This is a genomic window from Endozoicomonas sp. ONNA2, assembly GCF_024606365.1.
Taxonomy (GTDB): domain Bacteria; phylum Pseudomonadota; class Gammaproteobacteria; order Pseudomonadales; family Endozoicomonadaceae; genus Endozoicomonas.
Map to the genome: position 1 here is coordinate 1 of NZ_JAHHPO010001216.1, position 8,142 is coordinate 8,142.

Below are 8,142 nucleotides of genomic sequence, written 5' to 3' on the forward strand. Positions count from 1 at the left end.
CCAAAATGCAACTGCTCAATTTTGACGGACAAAACTTCAATTTCTGGTGTTTTTTTAGGGATTTTACTGGGCTGTGCAGGATCGTCTGCAGAATTTGCCCGTCTCTTTTGAGCTATGCCCGCAGTTTGAGCTATGCCCGCACAGTGATCACTGGCTTGCGAATGGTTATTTTGCCCATAACCCGAGGCACCGGGGCGAATAGTAAACATATAAGCAGTCAGTTTTTTGTTAGTAATTCCGGTTTCTGTACATATTTGATGCGGCAAACCCGGAAAGGTTCCTGAATGAATTGGTTAACTACCCATAACTATTCAAATATTCGTGGTCAAGAATGGTTGCATCATGTTCATTGATCAGGCTTTTTATGGTTTCCAGCGATTCCCGGCAATCCAGGGAAATACCCGGAGAAAAAATCCCACTGCCGATCAGGTTGAAATTTTCCCCTGCCGGACTTTCAAAGATGGTGAGCTGGCCACTGAAGTTGCCGACGATCAGGACCCGGAATCTTGTCAGCTCCTGGCATACCACGGGAGTATATATTGCAGCCGAGCGTTGATCGCTGATCAGACGAATTAACTGTCGGTTATTTTTTGCACAATTGTTGTAATTAAAGGAGTATGTGCGATCCCATTGCCAGGGGAGTTTCGCAGCAAACAGTGCCCCGGTCTGCAGATTAATGGCCTCTGAGAGGGCATACACCGCCTGTGTGATCAAAAACTGACTGGAAAAAATCAGGGTATTCGCCTCTTGGAAATAGGTTGATTTCTCCGGGAAGCAGGGTTCACCCCGGATCAGTCGGGCAAAATCTGGTCTGCCCCGGGAGGAATGGCTCCAATAAACATCGGTAACCGTCACCTTGGGCAATTGTTTTCTGCCGCCCAGAAGAGGGAAATTGCCCGCCCCCAGACTGGCGCTGGCAGCTTTCAGATGAGTTCTGTCAATGGACTCTACCCGGAACAGGCGCTGGCTTATTTGTTGAGCCGTACCGTCATGATCAAAATTGAATCGGATAACGGCCTGCAGGCTTTGAATAGGAAGAACGGGAAAATCTTTCGGGCTTTTCAGATACAGTTGCCAGGCATGCTCCGACCACTGACAGAAAAGATTATCTGTTGGCGATTGACAGTCTTTTGAAGCGCCAAGCGCATAGTGGCTCCAGTCAATAATGGCTTTCTTTTCAGGAGGAGCAAGGGTAAAAAAATGGTCAATGGTATGCCTTGCCGCAAGCAGATATTGCTCCGGCGCCAGGTCGAAGACAATAGTAGAGGGTTTGATTTTTTCTATGACTGGTGTGGCAAAGTTATATCGATATGAAAAGTGTCCCGTGGGAAAAGGGCGGAAATGGTTCCGTAACTCTTCCAGAACGGTGTCTTTGAGGAGGCTACTGGCCTCTTGGGGTAATTGGCTACTGGCACACCGCCATTGTCGGCACAGAGAGATGACCAGGTCGATGATCCGCTCCCAGACTCGGGCATCAGTGCCTGTACCCGGTCCGCAAGCTGATTTTACTGGCGCTGAACTGCCTGTACCCTGTCCGCCAGGTGAGTTGTCTGGCTGCTGCACTGGTGCTGAACGGTAAATGCTGTCCCATTCTGGCTCCGCTGAGTAACTGAGCATGCTGTTACTGGTGCCCCCTAAATCACACAGTCGCCATCCTTCCCTGCATTTGACCTCAACAAAATCATGGGAGTCCGATTGTACAATTCGGGCTTCAATACCCCAGTAAAGACAGAGCAACTGAAAGAGAAACGCACGGTGGCGACAGGTTCCCTGCTGCTCCTGCAATAATCGCTTGACCAGGTCAATGCCGGTTTCAGCAAACGTTTGGTCGTAAGAAAAACCTCGGAACCAATCGACCAGCATTACCACCCGTTTGGCAAGATTGCCTGTTTCCCCTATTTCCCGCAGTGTCCGGTAGCCCGGGAAGGGCCCGGGTTGCCCGGTGAAAACCTCTTGATCCAGATGTACTTTGATCAGGGGAGGACATGGCTCGGGCTGCGTTTCGATGGTGTGGTCAGCAGTTAACGGTGCAAAGTAGGTCGGATGGGGTTTGATAATAAAATCCACAATCACCGGTTCGGTAAACCGGGAACGGACAAAGTGCTGGCCAGTTCGGTGGTCCAGTCCCAGTTCCAGCGGCACCTCTGCCGGCATGGTTCGCAGACCGGTTAACCCGTTGGCGGGGGTCAGTGATGGCAATGGCTGCCACTCGTTGCCCGGTTTCAGTATCAGGCGTCCGGGGGTTTCACCGCTTTTCAGGTAGCTATGTCCAGCTAATGCGGGCAAAAGGTAACTCTGATCAGCAGGACGAACGGACAACGGGCTTGCAACTAACTTCTGGTCCGTTGTCACACTGACTGTGAACAACTTGAGTCGATACAGCCCGGCCTCCCATCGACGAGGGAAATATCTGGTGATCTGATAGTTGACAGGCACACCGGGGCGGGGACCCAGCCTGAAAGGCCTGGCAACGGTTGCCGACGATTGGGTGACCGGGCCTCCCGGAGGTTGCTGCCTTGATGACTGCCCGGGAATAACGGGCCATTTAAAAGAACGATTGCAGTTCAAGAGATAGAATATCCACTCTTGGCGCAGACACTCAGGCCACTGATCCATGGCCATGCCGGTTAGTCGATCCGCCACCTGAAATATCTGCGGCAACGTCAGTTCCAGGGGAATGCGTTGGTAGCGGAGATTATTATTAATGGCATTGGCACAAGCGCTTAACCACTGACTGAGTGGGTCGGATACACCCATGGCCTGCAGCCTGAGCTGATAATCCTTGAGCGCATCGTATTGGATATGAACGCCGGTAAATCGATTGGCCAATGACGGCGGGAATGCCGTCCGTCCCGGCCAGGTGGGCGGATTAACGGTGCCAATCAATTTGAACCCGGCCTTGTGCGGCAGCGGCAAGCGGTCATTGAGGAACTCTTCCAGTGGCCCGGAAGGAATAATATTCAGTTCACTGACCACTAATACCTCACCGAGACGCCAGGCACGGTTAAAGGCCTGCACAAACCGGGTGAATTGGTCCGGTCCTCCGTTGAGGTGCTGATAGCCTTTACCGGTTTGCTGTTGCCAGGTGGCCAGGGTCAGCATTAACAGTGCATCCTTACCCCACCCGGCAGTACCTTCCACCACCATGGCAACCCGGCCCGGTTCCCTGAGTTGCAGAAATTGCCAGCAGGTTTTTATGTAGTCTTTGGTGGTCGGCGTATTGATGACCAAAGACTCTGATTGCTGCTGATTCACCCCGGTCAATCGGCTGAAAAACTGATTGAAAGCACGCTGATGCCGGTCAAGCACTTGATCATCCGCCCGGCCATTGCTGCGCCAGTAGGCTCTGAGCGCTTGCCACTGGCATCGCTTGCCCTGGTCGATCCGCCCGTCGAGGCTTTGCTGGCACGCTTCAACTGCCAGTGCCAAGACTTGTTCATGGCTGGTGGGGCAGGGGGCATCAACAGTGAGCAGCCTGAACCGGGCCATGATGTCTTTCAGATCCCTGGGCGTCAGCTCATAGTTTGTGGATAACAGTTTTTTATACGTTGCCAGCACAGACGGGATGGTGGCCGAAGCGGTGGACTTTAATCCCGGGGGCCAGGCATCAGGCAGAAGTGGCTCAACGATGGCTTGTTTCAGGATGGACTCCGGCAGTGGCCGGTAATAGAGGCGCAGAAGCCCGGTTTTTAATTCAGGATCAAGATTCCGTCCCGGATAATTGTCCGGATTACCGGTCAATAAAACCCTGTGGTTCTCTTTTAACCGGATCACCTGGCCATTGACGCAGAGCCGGGGAGGCGATTGCAGCAGACCGCGCAGTGGCGACAATAGCCCCGGAGGTACCAGGTTGGCTTCATTAATAACCAGCAGGCCCGGTCGGGCACTGTTGGCCCAATCCGTCAGCTGGCCGGGCACCGGTTGAGAGACCAGGTTACCCAGCCAGTTTTTTTTCAGGGTCAGCGAACCGTAAAGGTATTCCCATGTGGTGTTTGGCCCCAGAGTCAGCGTTTTCACGGTTGGTTGGCCAAGCTTTGCCCACAGGGCGGCATCCAGCCAATGCCTTGATGAGTGCTGTTCAATCCGCTGTCCCGTAGCTTCAGCCAGACAGGATTTACCGGTACCCGAAGGGCCCGTCAGCTCAATAATTTTATGTTTATCGAGCATGGCAACGAGCTGTTCAAGCCGCCGGGCGTGTTGCTGTTTATGGTCATGGCTGGCCTGTAGCCAATCTGAGGCCAGCGTTGGCAACGACGTGGTCAGCCGCTGTTGGGGAAAGTAATGCTGAAGTTGCTGTTGCACGGCTGGCTCAGAGGGATGGCTGATGGCTGACAGTTGCCGGTTCAAGTCCATGGCTTGTCGATGCACCGGGATGCCACGCTTGTGGCTGTCTTCGGCAAAGACCAGCAGGGCATCGTAAAGCAGACGCAGCCGATGGCCGTGATAGAAATGGATGTTGTCGTCCGTTACCGGCAATGCATCAGCCACCGGCAATGCATCAGCCTTCATACCCTCTTCAGGCAATATTGAGTGGATAATGGCAGCCATTTTTGCTGTGCAGCGGTGGGCACGGGGCAGGTCAAACGTTGCAGGCAGGCAGTCGGCAAGTGCCGGTGCCAGATAACGGGCTAACGGCCAGAAATTATCCAGCTGGTCCTGAAGGTGCTCCGGGTCTGGCCTAGTTTTCAGGATGGGCGCAATGCCATCGATGTCAACCTCTGGCTCAGGATCGGGAAATTGGGCGCTGATCTGCGCCTTGACAAAACTGTAAATGGTTGCATGACCCCGCACCGGGTGGGCCAGCAGCTTATTCAGGGCCTTGCGCCAGTGGAAGGGCGCCAGTGTCTCGGCACGATCCAGACTTTGTTCGATGTGGAGCTGCGCCTCAAGCAGGGTCAGAAACTCAGCAGGTGCCTGAACCGGGATGACCGGATAGCTTTTGTCCGGGCTCCGGGGCAATGTCCTGATGCTGGCTAAAAGACGGGTCAACTGTTCCCTTGCCTCAAGGTGGCGGGCCGTCATGGGTTCGGCACTGCTGACAGACCCACTACTGCCGGTATCCTGCTGCTGCCAGCGCTGGTACCAGGGACTCTGGGCAGGGAGACGGTCACAGGGCCAGACAATATGGATTCGGCAATCTGGCAGCGCAATTTTCTGGCCGTAAATCCAGAGATAGGGCTCAGGTGCCAGCAGTGACTCCAGATGCCCTGCCAGGGCCGGGGCTTGTTCCAGCCCGCTCAGCACCACCGGTTCACCCGCAAGGAGCTTGTGCAATAAAGGGGATTTACGCAGCCGGAAACTCAACTTGCCGGACAGTGTCAGTTTGCTGGTAAACCACAGTTCCTCCCATTGCTGCCCTGCGGCCAGGTGATAGCAGTAGGAATTGGTAGCAATATTGGCATCATGGCGGGCAAGCAGCGTAACAACATGGTCGCCGGAAGGCTTGGGCAGAGTGCCTGACACCAATCCGGGAGGAACGGGCAGGGATTCCGTCCGTTGTTTCAGGACTCGCCATTGCAGATCGGTCAATTTACCGCAAATGAGCAGCTGGCCAAATTCGCTGGCCATCGCCGCAAGGGTGTCGGTCTGTTGCAGGGTGTTGCCCCGGGCCGACAGATCGCTGAAGATAGCTTCAAAATTGTGGGTGTTGATAACCCCACAGGTTTGCCCGGGTCGCACCGGTGAGTTGTTGATGGCTTGTTGAAATGCCCTGATATCCGCTGTCGAGGTGTCATATTTCTGCAAGACCAGCGATGCTGGCAGCCTTACCCGTTCACCATTGGCGATGAAGTAGCCTTGCTCGACAATGTCAGACACATGTTGCCAAAATCGGCTGTCGGTATCTGGCGGGTCCACCAGGCAGATGGTCGCAGGTTCTGGCTGGCTGCTGATCATCCCCTTGCGGAAATACCGCTTGCCATCACGATTGATGGCCAGATTGCCAAACAGGTTGGCAAAGGCATCGTGACCAGCACAGCGAATCTGCAAGCTCCCGGGTTCTGGCGGCTGCTTAAGCTCAATGGCAGACCAGGCTGGAACAACCGTGCGGTGAAGAAGGGAGTGACAGATTGGTGAAGAAGGTCCATTCAAGGCAAATATCCGACGCCAGAAATCCGGGCCGGGAGCGTCAGGTCGGCGTATTAACGACTCATCAGCCAGAACAACACGGCTCACTGTCGTGCTGATGGGCGTGCCATCGAGCCGGGGTGGGTTCTCCAACAGCTCGTTCAGTGAGGCCAGCTGCCTGGGCTTCAGGTTGTCACAATCGAAAATAAGAGTGATGGGGACTGGCTGGTAAATAAGGCCGGGGCGCTCGGTTTTTTTCCCGGTGGAGGGGTAATAGTGCAGTTTTCGTAACGGATGATGATCCAGGTCGTCCGGATGCCGGAGGATAAAAAGAAACCCGTTGCCTGTCTTTTGCCGATAGCAACGGATCAACGCCTGCTTCTCGTCCTCGGATTTGTAAAAATGAAACGCATCACCTGCCTGCGGTGCTGATTGCTTGAGGTGGTTGATACAATCGGTGATGGGAGTAATGTTACGGAATGATTGGGTTGGCACGCTGTCCGCTGACGCCCGGTGGACACCGTGGCCACGTTGCGAAAAGTAAATGTGCGCATGACCTGCTGCGCCTGGCAGAACAGTAAACATGTAAATATGGCTGATTTAATCAGTAATTTTGAGAATTCACTGATTTGATAATGAAAAACGGGAAAAGTTCCGCCATTAATTGGGGATATTCATAACGATATTAAAGGTAATCAAGTTCATTGAAGGGAATTTTTTCAGAAATTAACTGTCCAAGAAAGTAATGAATAATTATATCAGTGTTGGCTCTGGCAGGACTTCGGAGGTTTATATGAACGTTGGCGGAAATAATGTAACAGCAGATTGGTCAAAGTTAGCGGGGCAGGTGTTTCGGCAAGTTATCGATTCTGATCCGTGTCAGTGGTTTTTGGACCGTGTGCTAACTGTGAAAGAGTGTGTGGTGGAGGTATCGTGCCCAAAACGGTCGGAAACTTCCTCTCCAACCTTGGAGCAGCCGTTACTTCGGCAATACACGGTGACCAGGAAACCAGCTCCCAAACCTGTATGGATTGCAGTGTGGACCAAGAACGATCTTAACGCATCATCAGCTGAAGTGTATTTGAAAGGTGAAGCGTATTTGAAAGGTGAAGCGTATTTGAAAGGTGAAGTGGATTCGGAAGGTGAAGTGGATTCGGAAGGTGAAGTGGATTCGGAAGGTGAAGAGTATTCGAAAGGTGAAGAGTATTCGAAAGGTGAAGAGTATTCGAAAGGTGAAGAGGATTCGGGACCATTTTCTTTTTATTTTCAATTCATGAAATCTACCCCGCATGAGTCTATCGATGTTACGAAGTCAGAGATTGAAGAATCGATTTATCCAAAGTCTGAATCAGCTCCCTGGAGCGAGATCATCCTTGCGCCTTTGGGGACAGTTTCCTTTCTAACTTCAGGTCCTTCTGATCGGGTGGCTGAGTGAGAATTGACGGCAACTGCTCCTGCGTTGCTCTAGCTCCTGCATCCATGCAGTCGTGCGGTGTCAGCAAATTGGTCTGAAAAGTCGGAAATTTTCTGCCATCCTCGCTACGGGCACGCCCAGTCGGGCGCTATTCCCGGACAGCCTCCTGGAATGGTGAACAGTGAGTAAAAGGATGCAGGCAATGCAAAACAGCAAAAACAATAATTCCGTAACGGCCAGTATGACCAACTGGACACGGAAAACCTGTTTTGGGAAATCGAAAGCATGGGCAGTGAGCTGGGTACGCTGGAACACCGACTCACCACCCTGCACCTGCTCAAATACGAATACCAGCAACGGGTTGTGAATCCTCTGTTGCCAGAGCCCTGTCAATGCCGTGACTGGCTGAAAACCATTGATCGAACACGACTGGCTATTAACAAGCTGATCAGGAGGAACCCACAGGTTGATGAACAGATCAGCGAGGCCTATCCTGACGCCAGAAGACTCGCTGTACGGGAAATGAACCGCTCCTGAAAACTTGCTCAAACCTGCTCAAAGTTATCTAAACCTGAGTATTTTTCGCAAGACGCCAGCCGAGCAGTGTTACTGACGATTCACGTGTCGGAATCTCACCGACAGACCAAAGTTAAAACGGGAGC

General features: G+C 52.8%; 3 protein-coding genes and 1 pseudogene. 2 read left to right on the forward strand and 2 right to left on the reverse strand.

The features are described 5' to 3' along the window. Positions 1–266 (reverse strand): hypothetical protein (locus tag KDK14_RS21355; protein WP_257267291.1); only part of this gene is annotated, 266 nt, incomplete at its 3' end. A gap of 31 nt (positions 267–297) precedes the next feature. Next, the gene (locus KDK14_RS21360) at positions 298–6,561 is read right to left on the reverse strand and encodes a transglutaminase domain-containing protein (protein WP_257267292.1); all 6,264 of its coding nucleotides are present in this window, start codon (positions 6,559–6,561) and stop codon (positions 298–300) included. A 250-nt stretch (positions 6,562–6,811) separates the two neighbouring features. Here KDK14_RS21360 and KDK14_RS21365 point away from each other — a divergent pair, with 250 nt between their 5' ends. Further along, positions 6,812–7,501: a hypothetical protein gene (locus KDK14_RS21365; protein WP_257267293.1), complete on the forward strand. Its 690-nt coding sequence runs from the start codon at positions 6,812–6,814 to the stop codon at positions 7,499–7,501. 219 nt (positions 7,502–7,720) lie between these two features. Further along, positions 7,721–8,017 (forward strand): annotated as a pseudogene (locus KDK14_RS21370) (DUF29 family protein); the annotation flags it as partial. Positions 8,018–8,142: the final 125 nt, after the last annotated feature.

Excerpts from the sequence above, each read along its gene's own strand:
- KDK14_RS21365 (WP_257267293.1), top strand. The coding sequence starts at position 6,812 with ATGAATAATTATATCAGTGTTGGCTCTGGCAGGACTTCGGAGGTTTAT.